This is a genomic window from Ideonella sp. FW305-24, from assembly GCF_058788035.1.
Map to the genome: position 1 here is coordinate 838,641 of NZ_JBYTAI010000001.1, position 16,885 is coordinate 855,525.

At 67.6% G+C, this 16,885-nt stretch carries 17 protein-coding genes and 1 pseudogene; 8 read left to right on the forward strand and 10 right to left on the reverse strand.

Annotated elements, in window-relative coordinates:
• Positions 1-121 precede the first annotated feature (121 nt).
• On the forward strand, positions 122-1,600 hold the full coding sequence (locus AC3WR5_RS03735; protein ID WP_492481969.1) for a DUF3466 family protein: 1,479 nt from the start codon (positions 122-124) through the stop codon (positions 1,598-1,600).
• Here the strand turns inward: AC3WR5_RS03735 and AC3WR5_RS03740 are convergent.
• A pseudogene (locus AC3WR5_RS03740) lies at positions 1,584-2,624 on the reverse strand (NAD-dependent epimerase/dehydratase family protein). The gene AC3WR5_RS03735 and the pseudogene AC3WR5_RS03740 overlap by 17 nt on opposite strands.
• 98 nt (positions 2,625-2,722) lie before the next feature.
• Here AC3WR5_RS03740 and AC3WR5_RS03745 point away from each other — a divergent pair.
• Positions 2,723-3,634, forward strand: coding sequence for a LysR family transcriptional regulator (locus AC3WR5_RS03745; protein WP_492481971.1), 912 nt, complete (start codon positions 2,723-2,725; stop codon positions 3,632-3,634).
• A 39-nt stretch (positions 3,635-3,673) separates the two neighbouring features.
• Here the strand turns inward: AC3WR5_RS03745 and AC3WR5_RS03750 are convergent, their stop codons facing one another.
• The 5 genes from AC3WR5_RS03750 to lepB all read right to left on the reverse strand — a co-directional run bounded on the left by AC3WR5_RS03750 (position 3,674) and on the right by lepB (position 6,715).
• On the reverse strand, positions 3,674-4,258 hold the full coding sequence (locus AC3WR5_RS03750; RefSeq protein WP_492481973.1) for a VOC family protein: 585 nt from the start codon (positions 4,256-4,258) through the stop codon (positions 3,674-3,676).
• Positions 4,222-4,794: a GNAT family N-acetyltransferase gene (locus AC3WR5_RS03755; protein ID WP_141288574.1), complete on the reverse strand. Its 573-nt coding sequence runs from the start codon at positions 4,792-4,794 to the stop codon at positions 4,222-4,224. The genes AC3WR5_RS03750 and AC3WR5_RS03755 overlap by 37 nt, the downstream gene beginning before the upstream one ends.
• Positions 4,795-4,836: 42 nt before the next feature.
• Positions 4,837-5,289 carry an SRPBCC family protein gene (locus tag AC3WR5_RS03760; protein WP_492481975.1) on the reverse strand — a complete coding sequence of 151 codons (453 nt, stop codon included), beginning with the start codon at positions 5,287-5,289 and terminating at the stop codon, positions 4,837-4,839.
• Between the two features lie 122 nt (positions 5,290-5,411).
• Positions 5,412-5,846 (reverse strand): VOC family protein, encoded by a 435-nt coding sequence (locus tag AC3WR5_RS03765; RefSeq protein WP_492481977.1) that lies wholly within the window; start codon positions 5,844-5,846, stop codon positions 5,412-5,414.
• Between the two features lie 200 nt (positions 5,847-6,046).
• Complete coding sequence (gene lepB / locus AC3WR5_RS03770; RefSeq protein ID WP_492481979.1) at positions 6,047-6,715, reverse strand: signal peptidase I; 669 nt, start codon at positions 6,713-6,715, stop codon at positions 6,047-6,049.
• Positions 6,716-7,144: 429 nt separating this feature from the next.
• On the opposite strand from lepB, the gene AC3WR5_RS03775 reads away from it, so the two are divergent.
• The 3 genes from AC3WR5_RS03775 (at position 7,145) to AC3WR5_RS03785 (ending at position 8,514) form a co-directional block, all read left to right on the forward strand.
• Entirely contained in the window at positions 7,145-7,549 is a 405-nt protein-coding gene (locus AC3WR5_RS03775; RefSeq protein WP_492482609.1) for a DoxX family protein, read from the forward strand.
• 102 nt (positions 7,550-7,651) lie between these two features.
• Complete coding sequence (locus tag AC3WR5_RS03780) at positions 7,652-8,242, forward strand: DUF4142 domain-containing protein (protein WP_492481980.1); 591 nt, start codon at positions 7,652-7,654, stop codon at positions 8,240-8,242.
• A gap of 68 nt (positions 8,243-8,310) precedes the next feature.
• A complete protein-coding gene (locus AC3WR5_RS03785; RefSeq protein WP_492481982.1) occupies positions 8,311-8,514 on the forward strand; it encodes a DUF6496 domain-containing protein in 204 nt (67 codons plus the stop codon).
• A gap of 60 nt (positions 8,515-8,574) precedes the next feature.
• Here AC3WR5_RS03785 and AC3WR5_RS03790 read toward each other — a convergent pair whose 3' ends face one another.
• Positions 8,575-9,993, reverse strand: coding sequence for an erythromycin esterase family protein (locus tag AC3WR5_RS03790; protein ID WP_492481984.1), 1,419 nt, complete (start codon positions 9,991-9,993; stop codon positions 8,575-8,577).
• A gap of 136 nt (positions 9,994-10,129) precedes the next feature.
• On the opposite strand from AC3WR5_RS03790, the gene AC3WR5_RS03795 reads away from it, so the two are divergent.
• On the forward strand, positions 10,130-10,348 hold the full coding sequence (locus AC3WR5_RS03795; RefSeq protein WP_492481986.1) for a hypothetical protein: 219 nt from the start codon (positions 10,130-10,132) through the stop codon (positions 10,346-10,348).
• 45 nt (positions 10,349-10,393) lie between these two features.
• Here AC3WR5_RS03795 and AC3WR5_RS03800 read toward each other — a convergent pair whose 3' ends face one another.
• The 3 genes from AC3WR5_RS03800 to AC3WR5_RS03810 are packed head-to-tail and all read right to left on the reverse strand — an operon-like array spanning position 10,394 to position 14,396.
• A complete protein-coding gene (locus AC3WR5_RS03800) occupies positions 10,394-11,275 on the reverse strand; it encodes an HDOD domain-containing protein (RefSeq protein ID WP_492481988.1) in 882 nt (293 codons plus the stop codon).
• Complete coding sequence (locus tag AC3WR5_RS03805; protein ID WP_492481990.1) at positions 11,272-11,463, reverse strand: hypothetical protein; 192 nt, start codon at positions 11,461-11,463, stop codon at positions 11,272-11,274. The genes AC3WR5_RS03800 and AC3WR5_RS03805 overlap by 4 nt, the downstream gene beginning before the upstream one ends.
• Entirely contained in the window at positions 11,460-14,396 is a 2,937-nt protein-coding gene (locus AC3WR5_RS03810; RefSeq protein WP_492481992.1) for an EAL domain-containing protein, read from the reverse strand. Before AC3WR5_RS03810 ends, AC3WR5_RS03805 begins: the two co-directional genes overlap by 4 nt.
• 231 nt (positions 14,397-14,627) lie before the next feature.
• On the opposite strand from AC3WR5_RS03810, the gene AC3WR5_RS03815 reads away from it, so the two are divergent.
• Together AC3WR5_RS03815 and AC3WR5_RS03820 are read left to right on the forward strand one after the other, a co-directional pair.
• Positions 14,628-15,779, forward strand: coding sequence for a UDP-galactopyranose/dTDP-fucopyranose mutase family protein (locus AC3WR5_RS03815; protein ID WP_492481994.1), 1,152 nt, complete (start codon positions 14,628-14,630; stop codon positions 15,777-15,779).
• A 122-nt stretch (positions 15,780-15,901) separates the two neighbouring features.
• Positions 15,902-16,879, forward strand: coding sequence for a tripartite tricarboxylate transporter substrate binding protein (locus AC3WR5_RS03820; protein ID WP_492481996.1), 978 nt, complete (start codon positions 15,902-15,904; stop codon positions 16,877-16,879).
• Positions 16,880-16,885: the final 6 nt, after the last annotated feature.

Consider the following 16,885-nt stretch of genomic DNA (forward strand, 5'->3'; position numbering starts at 1 on the left):
TTCAGAATACCTTCACAGAACCCTTGTAGCGCTTTGGCAAATGCCTTAGGCTGCGTTCCATCCTTCCCACCCACCTTTGCCTGAGGCCTCCGAAGTGACCGCACCAACCTGTTTCCTGCCCTTGCGCCCCCTGTTGGCGGCGCTTGCACTGGGCACCTCCGCGCTGCCAGCGCTGGCCGGCCTGACCGGCACTTTGTACCCGGGCCTGGGCTACGACCTGGTCGAGACCTCGCCCGGCCAGTTCATCGCCACCGGCTACATGTACCCGTCAATGTCGTACACGCTGCCCAATGCTTCGGGTGGCGGCACCGCCTCCGGCGCGGCAGCCGGCCTGGGCGCAGCGCAACTGTCCACCGGCACGGCCTTCCTCGGCTACCGCGGCATGGTGATCACGCCTGCGCAGACCTACGTGCTGGGCACGCTGGGCGTCAATTCGGTCGACGGCTGGACCCCGCTGGGCTTCGGCTCCTCGTCCGCCCAGGCCACCAATGCCAAGAATGAAGTCGCCGGCACGAGCGGGCTGTACTCCAGTGACGGCACCGTTGACCTCGGCGGCCGCGCCGTGTACTACGCGCCCGGCTCCAGCGAACCGAAGATGCTGGCTGTGCCCAAAGGCTTCACCGATGCCAGCGGCGTGGGCTACATGGGCACGTCCAACATGTCGTCCACCGGCGTCATCATCGGCTACGGCAGTGAAATCGCGGCCAACGGCGCCTCCCGCGTGATCCGCTGGGCCAACCCGACGGCCAAGGGCAAGGTGCTGGACAACGTGGCGCTGGGCAGCGCCATCGGCACCGCCAGCTGGGGCGTGGCGGTGAACGCCGCAGGGGACGTGGCCGGCAAGGGCAACCTGTTCAGCGCCAAGGGCCAGAACCTGGGCACTGTTGGCGCCCGCTGGCTGGCCGGCAGCACGCAAGCCACCGCCCTGCTGCCGCTGGCCAAGCCTGCGCGCCAGTCGTACTACGCCTCGGCCACGGCCATCAATGATGCCGGCGTGGCCGTCGGCTCCTCGGCCAAGTTCTCCGACAGCGGCGCCTCGCTGGGCGACGCAGCCGTGCGCTGGCCCGCCGGACAGACCGCCGCGGTCGAGCTGAAAGGCCTGGGCCAGGGCCCGGACGGCACCGGCTGGACCTACGCGCTGGCGATCAACAAGAAGGGCGTTGTGATGGGCGTCGGCAAGCCGTACAGCGACAGCGGCGCCGACCTGGGCCAGCGCGCCATCCGCTGGGCGGCAGACAGCACCGAGCCCGAAGTGCTGGGCCTGCTGTCCCAGGCGGCCGATGGCGGCTCGTACAGCTACGCCTTCGGCATGAACAACAAGGGCTATGTGGTGGGCAACGCCAACGTGGTGGGCACCGCCTCGGGCGACACGTCCAACCCGACCGCGCTGGCCGTGCATGCCGTGGTGTGGAAGCCCAACGGCACGCCCGTCGACCTGAACAAGCTGCTGCCACCCAACAGCGGCTGGCAGCTCTTCAGCGCCTACTCGATCAGCGACACCGGCTGGATCACCGGCATCGGCTTCTTCCAGCCGCCGGGCTACGACGTGAGCTACTCGTACCCGCGGCTGTATTCGATGCAGATCACCAAGACGGATTGAGGACTGCCGTGTCCGTCTGGGAAGACGCAGCAAGGCAGCCAATGCCTTCCAGCGTCGCCGCCACTGCCTCGTCCAGCCGTGTGTGCGGCACTTCGCCGAGGAAGGCCGCCAGCCGCTGTCCGTCCATGCGGACCGGCTGGCGCCACAGGTAGCGCATCTCCTGCATCTCGCGGAAAACCGGCACGAAAGGCGAGGCCAGCTTCAGCAGCCACCATGGCAGCGCGGTGAGCTTGGGCGCCGCGCCGCCGCTGCGGCTGGCCACCACGCGCTGAACCGCCTGGCCGAGCTGCCGGCCGTCGGCGTCCCAGTGGCCTTCGAAGTGGAAGCGCGCGAAGGCCGGCAGCTCGGCGCGGCGTGACAGCAGCGCCACCATCGTGCGCGCCAGGTCCGGCAAATAGGCCCATTGGTGGCCCACGCCCGGCGCCGAAGGCAGCGCCACGCTGCGCACTGGCTTGCCGGGCTTGACCATGCCCTGCGCGAACCAGCTGTTGCCGGTGCGCGGACCGAAGAAGTCGCCCGCGCGCAGGATCAGCACCCGCGCACCATCGCCGCTGGCCTGCTGCAGTCGGCGCTCCATCTCCACGCGAATCGCGCCCTTGCGCGTCACCGGCCGCTGCGGCGCGTCTTGGCCGATCAGCGGCTGGGCCAGCGCGTCCGGCCCGAAGTTGTAGACCGTGCCCGGCAGTGCGATGGTCGCGCCCACCGCCCTGGCTGCGGCGATGGTGTTGTCCACCATCGGCAGCACCAGCTCGGCTCAGCGCTGGTAGCCGGGTGGGTTGACCGCATGCACGATCACGCCGCAGCCCTGCGCCGCGGCCAGTACGTCCGCCGCATTCATTGCGTCGCCGCGCAGCCACGTCATGCCATCGCGCTGCACTTGCGGCTGTTCCAGGCCGCGCTGCAGCGCCCGCACCGCCCAGCCGGCATCGCGCAGTTGGCGGGCCACTTCGCCGCCCACGCCGCCGCTGGCGCCCAGCACCAGCGCCGTCTTCGAACTCGTCTGCTGTTGTTGCTGCTTGTCCATCTCATGCTCCTTGGGAATCGGGTTGATGGGATGGATTCTGGTCAGCGGGTCACTGATTGGGAATTACCGAAGACAAGCCAGCAGCTATACATTTCCGTATGGCTCAAACGATTGGCTGGGAACTCTATCGCTCGCTGCTGGGCGTGCTGCAGCAAGGCTCGCTGTCCGGCGCAGCCCGCGAACTGGGGCTCACGCAGCCGACGGTCGGCCGGCACATCGCCACGCTGGAGCAGCAGCTCGGCGTGGTGCTGTTCACCCGCTCACAGCTGGGCCTGCTGCCGACCAACGCGGCCCTTGCGCTGCGCGGCCATGCCGAGGCCATGGCCAGCAGCGCCGCAGCACTGGCCAGGCTCGCCAGCGGCCAGGGGGACGCTGCGAAGGGCTTGAGCGGCACGGTGCGCATCACCGCCAGCGAGGTGGTCGGCGTGGAAGTGCTGCCGCCCATCGTCAAGGCCCTGCGCGACCAGCAGCCCGGCATCACCATCGAGCTGAAGCTCAGCAACCGCGTGCAGGACCTGCTGCAGCGCGAGGCCGACATCGCCGTGCGCATGGTGCGCCCCACGCAAAACCAGCTCGTCGCCCGCCAGGTCGGGCAGATCGAACTCGGTCTTTTCGCCCACCCCGACTACCTCGCCGCCCACGGCACGCCAAGCTCACTGCAAGACATGGCCGGCCACGCGTTCATCGGCTTCGACGAGCTGACGCCTTACCTGCGCAGCGTCGCCCAGCGCCTCGGCGTCAAGCGGGAGATGTTCACGCTGCGCAGCGACAGCGACCTGGCGCAGCTCGCGCTGATCCGCGCCGCCGCCGGCATCGGCTTCTGCCAGGTTGCGCTGGCCCAGCGCAGCGAGCCGCCCCTGCAACGGCTGCTGGCGAGTGAGCTCTCAATGCAACTGGACACCTGGGTCACGACGCACGAGGACCTGCGGCACAGCGCGGCATGCAGGGTGGTGTTTGATGCGCTGGCGGATGGGTTGCAGCGGCATGTGGCTGCGGCGGGCAGCACTTGAGGCTGCCCCGACTCCCAGGAGGGTGCTCAGCGCTTCAATTCACTTGCCTTCCGGGGGTTGCCACAGCTCGACCTTGTTGCCTTCCGGGTCCATCACCCAGCCGAACTTGCCGTATTCCGATTCCTCGGTTTTCTCCAGCACTTCGCAGCCTTCGGCCCGGAGTGCGGCCAGCAGCCCGGGCAGGTCGGCCACGCGGTAATTGACCATGAACGAGGAAGCGCTGGGCGCGAAGCTCTTGCCGTCGCCGATGAACCAGGCGGTGCTGCCTGGTGTTGATTTCCCCGCGCTGTCCACCCACCGAAACTTGGCACCGCCCCACACCTGCACGTCGATGCCGAGATGGGTCTTGTACCAGGCTCGCAGCGTTGCCGGATCCTTTGCTTTCAGGAAGACGCCGCCGATGCCAGTCACCCTGCTCATGGGCTTTTGCACCGTTGAACTGCCTGAAGCACTGTTCGAATCTGCCGCAGCGGCTTGCGCGGCGGCCCATGCCGGCAGGATGGAAAGCATGGCGGCACACGCGCATGCAATGGCTGTTCGTCTGTCACGCATGCGAAGAATTCTCCCTTGGTGAACGCACCAAAATTTCAGCCTGCCGCCGAACCTGGCGGCGACTGCGCCCATTCCCGCCTCAGCAGGCCGTATACCCAGGAATCCGACACGTCGCCGTCCACCACGCAATCTTCCCGCAGCATGCCTTCGCGCACAAACCCCAGCTTCTCCAGCACCCGGGCAGAGGCGAGGTTGCGCGTGTCGGTCTGGGAATGCACGCGGTTCAGGTCCAGCGCGCCGAAGGCCCACCGCAGCAAAGCGCCCGCGGCCTCCGTCGCAAAACCCTGGCCCCAGGCCGCTTCAGCGAAACAGTAGCCCAACGTGGCGCTGCGGTAGAGCGGATTCCATTCGACCAGGCAGCACCAGCCGATGAACACCCCATCGCCTGCGCGTGTGACGGCCAGCCGCGCACCGCTGCCCTCCTCCGCCATCTGCTGGCAGCTCGCGAGGAAGCGCCCGGCTCGTGCACGGTCTTTCCAAGGCGGTGAATCCCAGTAGCGCAGCACCTGCGGATTGCTCTGCAAGGCATAGATGGCATCAGCATCGCGCTCGCCAAAAGGGCGCAACAAAAGGCGCTCGGTGCGCAGCGTGGGGGTCGGCAGAGACATGTTCGCAGGTTGTCCTGTTCAAGCACGATGGGCAAGCGCTTTTCAAGCCGGGCGCCGAGCCCCCGCGCCGGCCGACTCGACCGCGGACTTGATGTCGTTCAGGTCCTGCAGCAAGGCCTTCTTCATCACACCTTTGAAGAACGCCATCGGGATCAGCTTCAACCTGGCGACAAAGCCTTGCGGAATGGACTCGTGAGCACTGTGCAAGGTCACCACGCCACCGCGCTCCGAAATGCGCAGGGTGGCCAAAAACACAAACCCATGGCTTTCCGCCCTGGTCTTGTAGAACTCGTTCTCCACCGCGTCCGTGATCCACTTTTCGACCGTGGCGGGTTCGTCGAACAGCATCCTGGTTTCACGCCACTTCAGCCCAACGAGTCCGCTCGCAGGTTTTTCAACCACCTCGATCTTCTTCACTCCGCTGATGATTTCGGCGGCGTTCTCGATGTTGGACATGGCGGCCCAGACCGCTGCCGCCGTTCCGTCGATGGTCACGAGTGCTTCAACTGGCATCTGGATGCCTGAGACCAGTGGTCATTGACGCGCGGGGAAGTCCCTGTAAAAGGGTTAGCGCCGCGCTCATGAATGCTCGAAAGCGGATCGCTGGACGATCTGCGTCAGGCAGACTGCTCAGCAAGCGCGACGATGATGCCCTCGGGGCCCCGAATGTAGGCGAGGCGGTACGTGTCTTCGTACTGCATTTCCCCGATTAGTTCGGCCCCGTGCTCGCGCATTCGAGCAAGAACAGCGTCGATGTTTTCGACAGCAAACATGACGCGGCGAAGGCCATATGAATTTACTGGTGCGTTCACGGGGCCGTACCGGATCGCTTCAGGTGCATGGAACTTGTCCAGCTCGATTCCTTGCCCATCGGGAGTCCGCAGCATTGCGAGGGTGGCTCGGACATCGTTGAGCCCGATCAGTTTCCCGACCAGAGGGCCCTCCACCGTCGTCTCGCCCTCCAGCCTGAGGCCCAGCTCGATGAAGAACGCCTTGACGGCTTCAAGATCGTCGACAACGATGAGAACGTTGTCCATTCGTTTGAGCGACATTTCTCGCTTCCTCTCGGGTGAATCCCAGACCTGCCGCTCGCGGCACCTGATCGGGACAGGAAGGAAGCTCGCGGCCCCTTCATGCGACGCTGACCGGCGCCAGGCATGGCAGCCCCAAACGTTTGACATGAGCGGCCGCTGGAAGCAAGCGAAGCTTGCTGGAAGACGTCCGCTTGATCGAAGGGATCACACTGCTCGACCTATTGAATGCGTTCGCCCACCCGTTCCAGCCGCGGCAACCAATCGCCTTTGATGTTCGCCGAGACGAGGATGTGGTGGGCTCGACCGATAAGAAGGCGACGGGGAACAACGCCTATGTAGCGGGAATCGGCACTGTTGTCTCGGTTGTCGCCAAGGAAGAAGTAACTGTCCGCCGGAACGGAGATCGGTCCAAAGCTTCGCTTTGCCTCAATGGCCGGCAGGAACTGGACGGTCCGTTCGCTTCCTTCGATCCGTTCCGTCGTTCGCAGGCCTTCGGCGGTGCGGCCGTGGTCCATAGGTTCGGTGACACCTCGGGGAGTGCTGTACTCTGCGGCCGATCCGTTGACAAAGAGTATTTCGTCTCGCATTTCCACGACATCGCCGGGCACTCCGACGAGTCGCTTGATCAAGCGGACACCGTCCACAGGAGACGTGAAGGTGATCACATCGCCACGCTGAGGGCTTCCAAGTTTCATGACCGCGATGTCGGTCAGAGGAATCTTGAAGTCATACGCGAGTCGATTGACAAGGACGACGTCTCCTTCCAAAAGAGTTGGGCGCATGGAGCCAGAAGGTATGGGATTCCAGTCGGCCATGGCTGATCGGAAGAATCCAAAGCAAAGCAAGAAGATCAGAAAGCCTCGGTTCTGGTTTATCCAGCGTCTCATAGGTACCTTTCGGTGGTGATGTCTGATCTAACGCCCAGGTTAACCGGCAAAAATGCAAAGCCTTTTTTGTCCGTGTTGAACCTGCAGTTGGACGAGGAGAGGCGCCCTGCCCCGGAGGAAACTCATATGTTTGCCGCGCATTCTGCCGGACTCGCCGGCCGAACTACGCTCGCCACCTGACACAAGCCTGGCCTTTACCGTACTGGCCACGACTTTGATGCAGGAGAAAGCGCGACGCTGCATTTCAAGAGAGATGTGGCGCGCATGCGCAGTGGCGGTCGCGCGGCACACCGAATGCCCCGCGACGGTGACCCTGCTGCCTCTCTTCTGGAGCTCGCCATGCCCACCTCGTCCCTGCCCTCTTCCGCCTCCCGCCAGGCGCCCCGCCCGATCTCTCGCGAGTACCTTCGTCCGGTCGCCACGCCCGCAGTGCTTGCCTCCGCCGACGCCGGCAAGCTGGTGCTGCGGCTGACGGTGGCGGTGTTGATGCTGTTCCATGGCCTCAGCAAGGTCGTCGAAGGGCCGGGCCAGGTGATGGCGATGTTGACGCAGCACGGCTTGCCGCCTGCGCTGGCCTATGGCGCCTACCTCGGCGAAGTGCTGGGGCCGGTACTGGTGATCATCGGCATGTACACGCGGGTGGGCGCGCTGCTGATGGTGGCGAACATGCTGGTGGCGTTTGCGCTGGTGCACATGACGCAGCTGTTCAGGCTGGCGCCTACCGGCGGCTGGGCGGTGGAGTTGCAGGTTTTCTACCTGTTCGGTTCGGTGGCCATCTTGCTGCTGGGCGCGGGCCGCTTCAGCTTGGCCGGGCAGCACGCGCGCTGGAACTGAGCGCCAAACACACACAAGGGGACAAGCTGGCGGACAGCGCGCTCGCTGGCTTGGGCCTCCGGTTTGCCAGAAGGTGATGACGACCAACCACCAGGAGATGCCATGTCTCACACCCTCGCCCATTTCGACACTCCCGCCTCTCGCCGGCCTTCCCTGATGCGCCGTGGCCTGCGCCCGGCGCTGGCCATGGGCACGCTGCTGCTGGCCAGTGGCCTGGCGATGGCAGCGGACTCGCTCTCGCATGCCGACAGCAGCTTCATGAAGGATGCCGCCAAGGCCGGCAATGGCGAGATCGAAGCCAGCCAGCTGGCGCAGACCAAGGCCAAGCGCGACGACGTGAAGGCCTTCGCTGCGCAGATGATCAAGGACCACACCGCGACGGCCGACGAGCTGAAGGCGCTGGCGGCGAGCAAGAACGTGACGCTCTCGGACAAGGCGTCGCTGGGCAAGCGCACCAAGCTCGAATTAATCAAGGTCGGCGACGACGACAAGTTCGACCAGCGCTACGTGGAAAGCTTTGGCGTGAAGGCGCACGAAGACACGGTGAAGCTGTTCCAAAAGGCTTCGACCGATGCCAAGGACGCGGACGTGAAGGCCTTCGCGGTGAAGACGCTGCCGGCGCTGCAGCATCACCTGGAGATGGCCAAGACGCTGCAGGCCGCCGTGGCGCCTGCGCCAGCGGCTTCTCGCTGACCGCCCAGGCCATCACGGCACATCGCTTGCCGTGGTGGCTGCATTCCGTGTCTGAAAAGGAGTCTGCAATGACTGCACGTTATGGCCAAAAGGCGCAGGAGAAGGTGCACACCGCGCTGCACGAGCAGAAGGAGGGCAAGCTGAAAAGCGGCTCCACCGGCAAGCCGGTGAAAAGCCGCAAGCAGGCGATTGCGATCGGCTTGTCGGAGGCGCGAAAGGAAGGCGGCAAGGTGCCGTCCAAGCGCGCGTCCAAGAAGACCGCTTCTCACTGACGCCGAACGCCCGCCCCGGCAAGAAAGAAGCCGCTCCCGGGCGGCTTCATTGCGTTGGGCTCACAGCCCCGTGGGAAAGGCTTCGTGCATGTCGCCGTGCAGGGCCAACAGCGACTCCTTGGTCAGCGGCTGGCCATCGCCGGCACGCCAGGCTGGCTCGGGCGACAGCGGGGCCAGCGCGCGGGTGCTGTCCAGGTGCAGCAAGGCATCGAACTGTTCGGCGGCGCGAGAAAAGAAATGGTGGTTCTCGCGCTCGGCTTCAGGGCGGTAGACCACGCCAATGGCGCGCTGCAGCCGCGGTTCGCGCAGCACCTCGCTGGCCTCGCTGCCCGGCCGCAGCGGCAGCCAGAAGCGCGGCAGGCCGGTGTCGTGCAACAGTTGCTCCACGCTGCCGGCCAGCGCGGGGCGCACGCGTTGTTGCAGCGCCGGCGCGTCCCAGTCGCTGGCGGCGGTGACGCTGCCGCTGTGGGTGGTCATGCCGACCAGCAGGCAATCGTCGGGTTGCCGCTGGCGCACCAGCTGGCCCAGGCTCTGCTCGCCGCGCAGTCGGCCCATCTCGGTGGCGCGGGCGTCGCCTGTGTGCGAGTTGTGCGCCCAGACGACGATCTTCGGCCGCGCGACCCGCTTGGCCAGGTGGGTGTCCAGCTCGGCCAGCATCTCGGCCATCTGCTGCTCGCGCAGGTTCCAGCAGGAGATCTCGCCCAGGCACATGGCGCGGCAGTGATGCTCGCCGTTCTTCACCAGCCGCGCGTTCTGCGCAAGGTCGAAGCGTGCCTCTTCTTGATCCACCGCGCCGCCTGGGTCAGCCGCCTGCCGGCCACGCTGCAGCAGCTGCGCCAGCGCCGCGCGCACGGCAGCCTCGCACGAGGGCGCAGCGCGCAGGCCGTTCATCAGGCCGTGAATCTCGCTGTCCGGTCCAAAGGCGTCGAAGCGGACGCACTGCGCGCGCAACGCCTTGGCACTGGCCGGGTCGGCCTCGCGCAGGTGGTCCAGCGCCGCGCCCATGGCACCCTGCAGGCTGTACAGGTCCAACCCGTAAAAACCGGTGCGCACCGCCATGGGCCGCACGCTGTTGAACTCGCGCAGCCAGTCGATGAAGCCGGCCACCACGGTGTTGCGCCACCGCCAGCCGGGAAAGCGCTGGAATCCGGCCAGTGCCGCAGCGGGCTCCGTTGGTGGGGCATTGACCGCGCGATCCGCCGGCCGCGCGCTGCCACGCACGTGGCGGTTGACGCGCGCCGCGTCCGCCCAATCGCCCTCGATGGCGACCGCATGGAAGCCTTTCTCGGCGATCAGCCGCTGCGTGATGCGGGCCCGCTGCAGGTAGAACTCGTGCGAGCCGTGCGAGGCCTCGCCCAGCAGCACCAGCGACTTGTGGCCGACCATCGCCAGCAGCAGGTCATGGTCGGTGGCATCGCCGCGCAGCGGGCGCGCGGCGCGCCGCAGGCGGTCCACGCATTGGTCGTCAGGGGTTCGCATCGGGACGGTCTCCAGCACCCGCGTCGTGGAGCGCATGCCTCGCATCGGGCAAATGGCGTGCCTCGGTGTGCCTCACACGATGCCGCAGGGCATGCTGCTTGCCACGTGATAGACACACACCCCACCGGAGACCGCGATGAGCAACACCATCACCACCAAGCACCCCGACAAGCCACCCACGCCGCGCACCGACGGCAAGGCCCAGGCACCGCAGCAAGGTCCGGAAACTGAATCGGACGCAGGCGAGGAAGACCCCGGCGCAGCGTTGGACATGCCCAGCACCCGCGAAGCGATGGCGCCGGATGCGCCGCAGCAGGACAAGGGCGGCGACGCGCTGGGCGGCGGGCGCAAGTAGAGCGCGCAGTCACATGCGCCGGCGGGCACCAGCCCCGATGCGGGCTCAGCTGCCCAGGGCTTCGGACATGGCGCGTGCCTCGGCCTCGATGCGCGCCAGCAGCGCCAGAGCGGCCGGTTCGTCCAGCCGCAGCTTCAGCCAGGCGGCAGCGTCCAGCGGCGGGACGGCTTCGTCCGGCTCGTCGGCCAGGTCCAGGGCGTGGGCCATCGCGTCGCCCACGTGGATCAGAACGGTCAGGTCGGCCACGCCGTCCACTCCGTCCACGCCGTCCATTAGTGCGCCACCGGGCTGATGGTGGTTGGCCATGGCTTCGCTGATCAGCGCAGGGAAACGCCAGTGGCGAGCCAGGCGGGCGCCGATCTCGGCATGGTCCATGCCCAGCACCGCCTGCTCTGCCAGGTGGCTGGGCAGGTCGCCGGCTTGCGCATGGGCGCGCACCGCGGCGGCCTCGGTCGCGAACTGCGAAACCAGCACCAGCTGGCCGATGTCATGCATCAGACCGGCGAGGAAGGCCTGCTCGGCATCCACGCCCAGGCGCGGCGCCAGGGCGCGTGCGGCAACGGCGGCGGCCACCGCGTGGCGGGTGTAGCCGCGCAGTGACCAGCCAGCTGGTGCGGCAGCGGGTTTCAGCGCGTCGCCAATGGACACAGCGGCCAGCATCGAGCCCATGGCCCGCAGGCCCAGCAGGTTGACCGCATCCCCGATGCGGGCGACGCGACCGGCCAGGCCGTAGAAAGCCGAGTTGGCCATGCGCAGCGTGCGGCCGGCCAGCACCGAGTCCTGCTCGATCAGGCGCACGCATTGGGTGATGGAGAGGTTCTCCTTGTCCAGCGCCTGCCAGACTGCGCGCAGCGCTTCGGGCAGCGGCGGCAGCTTGGCAATGCGGCCGTCCAGCCGCGCGGCGAAGGACTGGGGATCGGGCGTCACGACGGCTCGGGCCTCGTGTGGGCCGGCGGCAGCGCATCCGTCAGCCCGCGGTGGCGGCGCAGCAGCGCATACAGCGGATGCAAGCGCTGCTCGCCCAGCGCGCGGCGGAACAGCCTGGCCAGCCGCTGCTCGGTGGCAGCAGCGTCGGCAGGATTTGCAGCGGGCAGCTTGTTTTGCGGTTCGTTCATGACGCAGCGGGCGGCGGGGCCATGGGCAGGAATACCAGACTGTGGCCACGCGGCGAGCCGTCGGCCACGCGCAGCGGCTGCACCAGCACCTGGCCCGGGCGGCCTTCGAAACACTGTTCGGACCGGGCCGAGGCCGGCAGCGACAGCACGGCCGGCATCCCGGGCAGCGTGAGCTCGGCCAGCCAGCCTTCGGGCGGCAGGCCGAGTTGGGCTGCCGCTTGCGGCAGTTGCAGATGGGCTTGTTCGTTGGCATAGACCAGCAGGCCATCCGGGTCCAGGCCCAGCACCGCCAGCGGCAGCTGGTCGACCAGGTCGCGCACGCCCGTGCCGCGGGCCTCCAGCAGCTGGGCCTGGGCTTCCTCGCGGGCCTGGGCGCCGGCCAGTTGCTGGCGCAGCGTGGCCAGCTCGGTCTGCAGGCTGCCCACCTCGTCCTGCAAGCGGCGGTGGTCATCGCCCATCAGCTGCTGGCGGAAGGCCTGTGCCACCTGGGCACAAAGCCGGGTTTCGTCCCAGGGCTTGGCAGCCACCTGGTGCAGCGCCCCGCTGCTGACTTCACCCGCCACCGCGGCCCATTCCTCGGGGCCGGCCAGCGCAATGCGCGCCACGTCGGGATGCTGCTGCTGCGCATGCGCCAGCAGCGGCGGGCCGGACAGGCCGGGGTCGCACAGCATCACGTCGACCGAGCTGTCGGCCAGGCGGGCGCGGCCTTCTTCGGCGCTGGCGGCGGTGAGCACGCGGTAGCCCTCGCGGCGGAACAGCCGGCGCAGCGCGGAGAGCGCCGCCACGTCGTCGTCCACCAGCAGCAGGGTGCGGGTCTTGTGGCCGCCGCGCACGCGGTCTTCCGGCAGGCGCCGGCCTTCGCGCAGCAGCGCGGCCATTTCGTCGGTGGTGATGGGGCGGCTGAACAGGTAGCCCTGCATCTGGTCGCAGCCCTTGGCGACCAGCAGCGCCAGCTGGTCTTCGGTCTCCACGCCTTCGGCCAGCACCTGCATCTTCAGGCCCTGGGCCATCGTGATGATGGCGCGTGCCATCGAGACGCTCTCGGGCCCGTTGGTCATGTCCTGCACAAACGAGCGGTCGATCTTGACCACGTCGATCGGCAGGCGGCGCAGGCAACTGAGGCTGGAGAAGCCGGTGCCGAAGTCGTCCAGCGAAATCTCGATGCCCAGCGCGCGCAGCTCGCGCAGCATGGCCGCGGCGCGCTCGGGGTTCTCCATCAGCGTGCTTTCGGTCAGCTCCATGCCCAGGCAGGCGGGGTCGGCACCGGTTTCGAGCAGCGTGCGTTGGACCTGGCGCGCCACATCGCCCTGCTGGAACTGCAGCGGCGAGAAGTTGACCGCCAGCCGCACCGGCGGCAGGCCCTCGCGGCGCCAGATGACGGACTGTTCGCAGACGCGGCGCAGCACCCAGTCGCCAATCGCGCCGATCAGCCCGGAGCGTTCGGCCACCTGGATGAATTCGACCGGCGACACATCGCCCCACTCGGCCGAGCGCCAGCGCAGCAGCGCCTCGGCGCCGATCACCGCGCCGGTCGCCAGGCTGACCTGCGGCTGGTAGCGCAAGCTCAGCTCGTTGCGCACCAGCGCATGCCGCAAAGCACCGGCCAGCTGCATCTCGCGCAGCGCGAGTGCGTTGGATTCAGGCCGCGCGAAGGCCACGCCGCCGGCAGCTTCGGCGCCCAGCCGCGCGGTCTGCGCGGCTTCGAGCAAGGCATCGGCAGCCTCGCCGTCGGCCGGGAACATCGCGATGCCGATGTGGCACAGCGGGAAGACTTCGGTAGGGCCGACACGCGCGGCCTCCTGCAGGCCGGCCTGCAGCGCCTGGGCGCGCAGGTGCAGGGCCTCTTGCGCCGCCGGGCCGTCGAACACGCGCATGACCGCGAACTCGCTGCCGCCCACATGCGCCACGACTTCCTGCTCGGTGGCCATGCGCGAAAGCCGCGCGGCGATGGTCATGGCCAGGCTGTCGCCCGCGCCAAAACCCATGGTGGCGCGCAGCTCGGTGATGCGCGGCACGTCGATGGACATCAGGCAGAAGCCGCGCTCGTCCCAGCGCGCGGTGTGGGCGCGGGCATCGAGCTGGTCCAGCAGGCTGGAGCGGTTCGGCAGCCCCGTCACTTCGTCGAAATTGGCCAGCTCCTGGATGCGGTGCTCGGCCTCGTGCTGGCGGGTGATGTCCTGGATCAGCGCCAGCCCGCGCGGCGGCTGGCCGGGCGCGCCAGCCTGCAGGATGCCGCGGTGCAGCACCACCAGGCGCTCGCCATCGGCACACAGCAGGCGGTGCTGCAGTTCGAAGGGTTCGCCCACCACGGCATTGCGCCAGATCGCAGCCAGCAGGCCGCGCTCATCGGGCGGCACCCAGCTGATCATGTCCACCGTGTCGTCCGCGCCGACGGGCCTGCGGTACTCGCCGGTCAGCTCGCGCAGGCCTTGCGACACCAACACCCGGCCCGAGGGCCATTCGACCTCGAAGGAGCCGGAGCGGCACAGCGACTCGCTACGCGCCAGCAGGCTGGCGGTCCATTCGCTGCGGCGCAGGGCGTCCTTCAGCTCGGTCACGTCGGTGAGGGTCACCAGGTCGGCATGATGGCCGTCGAACATCACCCGCTGGCCGAACAGGCGGGCATCGAACTCGCTGCCGTCGGTGCGGCGGCAGCGCACGTCGTAGGCGCTGCCCGGCTCGCCAGCCAGCCGGCGGCGGATCTGCTCGGCCACATGCGCCCGGTCGGTCGGCGCAATGAAGTCCAGCAGGCTGCGGCCAATGACGGGCCGCCCAGGCGCGTCGCCAAGCAGGCGCAGCGCGGCCGGGTTGGCAAAGCGCAGCCCATGCGCATCGACCACGACCAGCCCCACCTGGGCCTGGTCGAGCAAGGCGGCGGCGCGGCTGGCGTCCAGCCTGGCCTGAGCTGCGTTCGCGAAAGGGTCTTGCACCATGGATGTGTGGATCGAGGCGGCAAGCCGAGGCCTGCCATGAGGCCACTATCGGCACCGGCCCGCCCCAGCTTGAGAACAAGCCGCCTTCCATGGGGCTTTTCACCGACCCGGGGCCATCGCCAGGCCCGGAGAATGCAAGCTGCCGAAGCTCCCTGCCGCGCCGCATGCGCTTTCGGCCGGGCCTGGCCGTTCCAGGCGCCAGCCGCCCGTGCGAGGCGGTGCGAGGTGACCATGACCCCAAGTTCCGCTCCCGCCGCCGGCCCGGCTGGCCGCCCGCTGCACATCGGCATGGCCGGTGCCGGCCTGTCCTGCGCGGTGATCGCCCGCGAACTGGCCGAACAAGGCCACCGCTGCACGCTGTTCGAGAAGCGGCCGCACGTGGCCGGCAACTGCCACACCGAGCGGGACGAAAAGTCCCAGGTGATGGTGCACATCTACGGCCCGCACATCTTCCACACCGACGACGACGAGGTCTGGGCGATGGTGAACCGCTACATGCGCTTCATGCCCTTCGTGAACCGCGTGAAGGCCACCGCGCGCGGCCAGGTCTTCTCGTTGCCGATCAACCTGCACACCATCAACCAATTCTTCGGCAAGACTTTCTCGCCGGCCGAGGCCGAGGCCTTCATCACGCAGGAACAGGCCGACACCAGCATTGCCGACCCGCAGAGCTTCGAGGAGCAGGCACTGCGCTTCATCGGCCGCGAGCTGTACGAAACCTTCTTCCGCGGCTACACCTTGAAGCAGTGGGAAGTCGACCCGAAGCGCCTGCCGGCGGCCATCCTGAAGCGGTTGCCGGTGCGCTTCAACTACAACGACAACTACTTCTTCCACAAGCACCAGGGCATGCCGGAAAACGGCTACACCGAGATGGTGGAGAAGATGCTGGACCACCCCAACATCGAGGTGAAGCTGGGCACGCCGCTGGCCCCCGATGCGCTGGCCGAGTTCGACCACGTGTTCTGGTCCGGCCCGGTGGACGGCTTCTACGGCTACGACCTGGGCCGCCTGCCCTACCGCACGCTGGATTTCCAGCGCTCCGAGGCCGAGGGCGACGTGCAGGGCTGCGCGGTGATGAACTACTGCGACGAGGCCGTGCCCTTCACCCGCATCACCGAGCACAAGCATTTCTCGCCCTGGGAAACCCATGCGGCTTCCGTCTGCTACACGGAATTCAGCCGCAGCTGCGGCGAGGCCGACATTCCGTACTACCCCGTGCACCTGACCGAAGGCGACGACCTGCTGAAGGCCTACCAGGCGCGCGCCGCGGCGGAGCCAGGCGTGACCTTCGTCGGCCGCCTGGGCACCTACCGCTACATGGACATGGACGTGACCATCCGCGCCGCGCTGGACACGGCGCGCGCCTTCCTGGCCAAGCACTGAGCAGGTACCGGGAACGGCCGCGCGGGGTTTACGCGGTTTCCACAGGCCTGGCCAGCGACCAAGGGACTACCCTAGGAGTCATCGCATAGCATTGAACTGTGCCGATCCCAAAGGAACCTCCTGTGACGTCTTCCCTCTTCTCACGCCGGCACACGCTGGCCCTGGCGCTTGCCGCCGCCCTGCCCGGCCTGGCCCAGGCGCAAGCCGCGCCCTGGCCCAGCAAGCCGATCCATTTCGTCGTGCCTTTCGGGCCCGGCGGCTCGAACGACATCGTGGCCCGCGCGGTGGCCGAGGCCACCGCCAAGGTGCTGGGCGCCACCATCATCATCGAGAACAAGCCCGGTGCCGGCTCGATGCTGGGCGCCGACATCGTCGCCAAGTCCGCCCCCGATGGCTACACCTTCCTGACGCCTGCGGCCGGTGTGATCACCAACGCGATGATCAAGACGAAGATGCCCTATCAGGAAGACGCGCTGGTGCCGGTGGTGATGATGGCCGTGAGCCCGTCGGTCATCGTGGTGCCGGCCGATTCGAAGATCAGGGACCTGAAGGGCCTGGTTGCCGCTTCGAAAAAGGGCGATGGCCTGAACTTCTCGACCGCCGGCACCGGCAGCACGCCGCACTTCGTCGCCGAGATGCTCAAGCTCAAGGCCGGGGCGAAGATGCAGATCATCCCGTTCAAGAGCGGCTCGGAAGGCATGTCGGCCGTGGTGGGCAACCAGGTGGACGCGACCTCCGAAGGCAGCCCCATCGTGCTGCCGATGATCAAGGGCGGCAAGCTGATCCCCATCGCCTCGACCTGGAGCCGCCGCATTGCCGCACTGCCGGACCTGCCCACGGCGCAGGAGCAGGGCTTCAACGACATCGTGATCGGCCACTGGACCGGCGTGTTCGCGCCCAAGGGCACGCCGGACGCGATCCTGGACAAGCTCAATGCCGCGGTGAACACGGCGCTGAAGTCCAGCGAACTGCGAGCCCGGTTGATCCCCATGGCAATCGACCCGACCGGTGGCAGCCGCGAGGACTTCCGCAAGTTCCTGGCCGCCGAGAAGGCCAGGCTGGGGCCCATTGCCAGGGCCGCGCAAATGCGGGAAGACTGAACGCGA